Annotated in this window: 5 protein-coding genes; 1 reads left to right on the forward strand and 4 read right to left on the reverse strand. The window is 67.1% G+C overall.

Annotation, left to right across the window (positions count from 1 at the left end; translation table 11 throughout):
* A partial coding sequence (locus ACESL7_RS15315) for a VOC family protein (protein ID WP_487247765.1) occupies positions 1-336 on the reverse strand: 336 nt, incomplete at its 3' end.
* 142 nt (positions 337-478) lie between these two features.
* Here ACESL7_RS15315 and ACESL7_RS15320 point away from each other — a divergent pair.
* Positions 479-934, forward strand: coding sequence for an Lrp/AsnC family transcriptional regulator (locus tag ACESL7_RS15320; protein ID WP_372894159.1), 456 nt, complete (start codon positions 479-481; stop codon positions 932-934).
* A 77-nt stretch (positions 935-1011) separates the two neighbouring features.
* Here the strand turns inward: ACESL7_RS15320 and ACESL7_RS15325 are convergent, their stop codons facing one another.
* From ACESL7_RS15325 to ACESL7_RS15335, 3 genes are all read right to left on the reverse strand, one after another.
* Positions 1012-1521 (reverse strand): CarD family transcriptional regulator, encoded by a 510-nt coding sequence (locus ACESL7_RS15325; RefSeq protein ID WP_372894160.1) that lies wholly within the window; start codon positions 1519-1521, stop codon positions 1012-1014.
* A gap of 273 nt (positions 1522-1794) precedes the next feature.
* A complete protein-coding gene (gene fdxA / locus ACESL7_RS15330; RefSeq protein WP_372894161.1) occupies positions 1795-2133 on the reverse strand; it encodes a ferredoxin FdxA in 339 nt (112 codons plus the stop codon).
* A gap of 51 nt (positions 2134-2184) precedes the next feature.
* The coding region (locus ACESL7_RS15335; protein ID WP_372894162.1) for an RNA-binding S4 domain-containing protein at positions 2185-2532 on the reverse strand (348 nt) is incomplete at its 5' end.

The following is a 2532-nucleotide window of genomic DNA, read 5'->3' on the forward strand; positions in this document are numbered from 1 at the left end:
AGGCTCAGCGCCCATCTTCACCGCGTGATCGAAGGCGTGCTGCGCGTCCACCACGCGCCAGCCCATCGCGGGGGCGCAGGGGCCGTGCTCCTCCACGAAACGGGCGGCAAAGCTGCCGGGTTCGGCGTTGACGATGTAGGTGATGTCGCCCTGCTGCCAGAGCTCGATGTTCTTCGTCTTGTGCCGGCCGACGAGCGTGTAGCCCATTTTCGTGAATAGATCGCGCAGCTCCTGTGGCTCTGGATGCGCGAACTCCACGAACTCGAAACCGTCGGTGCCGGCGGGGTTCGCCTCGGTGATCTGCGCCTTCGGCGCGTCGTGCGGGAAGGGTCCCATGGCGCGTCTCCTCCTCTGACATCTGTTGCTGAGTCGAAAATACGCCTTTGCGCGCGGCGAATTTGCGCATTCTGCGCCACTGGCACCCTTTGTCATGCGTGATCCCCGCACTATTTTTCCTGACAGCGCGAGGAGCCCGCAGATGCCTGACGAGATCGACCATCGCCTGCTCGCCGCGCTCCAGGGTGACGCGCATCTGACGGCGCAGGAGCTCGGCGAGATCCTGAACCTCTCGCCCAGCCAGGCGGGCCGCCGGCGCCAGCGGCTGGAGGACGCAGGCTACATCACCCACTACGCCGCCCGGCTCGACGCCGAGAAGCTGGGCCTGAAGGTGCAGGCCTTCGTTCAGGTGCAGCTTGCAACGCACGGCCCCCAGCAATCGGCCGAGTTCGCGCGCATGGTCGAGCTGCGCGCGGAGATCGTCAGCGCCTGGACCCTGACCGGCGAGGCGGATTACCTTCTCCGGACCTACTGCGAGGATCTGCGCGCGCTGCACCGGCTTATCCACGACGTGCTGCTGCCGCATCCGGCCGTCGCGCGCGTGCAGAGCCAGATCGTGATGGACCAGTTCAAGCGCGACGCGCCGCTGCCGACCTGACACGCCTCGCGGCACACCCGCGCACGGAAAAGGGCCGCCCGCGACGGACGGCCCCGGAACCGGCAATGCGGCAGGGATCAGGCGGCGCGCGACACCAGAAGTTCGTCGACCTGGCGGGCCGCCGCGACCTCGTCACTGCCGTCGACGGCAGCGATCTCGCGCGTCAACCGCTCCAGCGCGGCCTCGTAGAGCTGGCGCTCGGAATAGCTCTGCTCGCGCTGGTCGTCGGCGCGATGCAGGTCGCGGACGACCTCCGCGATGGCGATGAGATCGCCGGAGTTGATCTTCTGTTCGTATTCCTGCGCGCGGCGCGACCACATCGCGCGCTTCACCTTCGCCTTGCCCTTGAGCGTGGACATCGCCTTCGATACCACGTCCGGGGTCGAGAGCGAGCGCATGCCGATCTCCGTCGCCTTCGCCGTCGGCACCCGCAGCGTCATCTTGTCCTTCTCGAAGGAGATCACGAAAAGCTCCATCGCGATGCCCGCGATCTCCTGTTCCTCGATGGACACGATCCTGCCCACGCCGTGCGCCGGGTAGACGACGTGGTCGTTCGGACGGAATTCGGTTTTCTTGGTCTTCGTCATGCGGTCCTTCCTTGATCGCCGCCCGACGGGTCGGGCGACACGACGGAGCGTCACGGACGGGGCGAACGGGCCGACCGCAACAGTCCTCTATACCGGCAAAAGCGCCCGGGCGGCATCCTCCGTCCCGGGCGTCACACACTGCTTGTCATGAAAGTAATATAGCAGACTTGAGCCCCAGTTTCCAGCGCCGGCCCGGTCCACTGAGTGAACGCCGTTCGGAAACAGGCACTTGGCGCACGGCATCCCGGCCGAGACGCCCGCGAATCGGGGTTGTCAGCCGCCCTCGCCGGGCGACTCGGTGAAGTACTTCTCGAGCTTGCCCGTCTCGCCGTCGCGATCATCCGCCTCGGGCAGCGGGTCCTTCTTGGTGATGATGACCGGCCACATCTCGGAGTACTTGCGGTTGAACTCCACCCATTTGCCCATCTCGGGCTCGGTATCCGGCCGGATCGCGTCGGCCGGGCACTCGGGCTCGCAGACACCGCAGTCGATGCATTCGTCCGGATGAATCACCAGCATCGTCTCGCCCTCGTAGAAGCAGTCGACCGGGCAGACTTCGACGCAGTCGGTGTACTTGCAGGCGATGCAGTTGTCGGTGACGACATAGGTCATGAGACGATCCGGATTTCTGTGGCGCACCCGTAGCTAGTCCAGCCGCAGGGATCATTCAAGCGCCCGCCGTCGCATCGCGTCGAGGGTGCGGCGATTGCGCTTGGTGGGCCGCCCGCCGGGGTCCGGCGCGGGCCCGGAGGTCTCCGCGGCGGCGGGCGGGTCGGATGGAGACAGGTCCTCGTAATGGCCCTGTGCCTCGGCAGCGGGGCCACGGCGGGCGGGCAGGCCGGAGACGCGCACCACGCGGACGCGCCGCCCCTGCACGAATGTCAGGACGTCGCCCGCGCCGACGGTGGTCGCGGGCTTGGCGACACGTGTGCCGTTGACGCGGCATCGCCCCTCCGCGACCTGCTTCGCGGCAAGGCTCCGGGTCTTGAAGAAGCGCGCCTGCCAGAGCCA

The sequence above is a fragment of the Rhodosalinus sp. genome, assembly GCF_041685465.1.
Taxonomy (GTDB): domain Bacteria; phylum Pseudomonadota; class Alphaproteobacteria; order Rhodobacterales; family Rhodobacteraceae; genus Rhodosalinus.

Bases quoted from the DNA above. Each gene is read 5' to 3' on its own strand.
- ACESL7_RS15320 (WP_372894159.1), top strand. From the start codon at position 479: ATGCCTGACGAGATCGACCATCGCCTGCTCGCCGCGCTCCAGGGTGAC.
- fdxA (WP_372894161.1), bottom strand. From the start codon at position 2,133: ATGACCTATGTCGTCACCGACAACTGCATCGCCTGCAAGTACACCGAC.
- ACESL7_RS15325 (WP_372894160.1), bottom strand. From the start codon at position 1,521: ATGACGAAGACCAAGAAAACCGAATTCCGTCCGAACGACCACGTCGTC.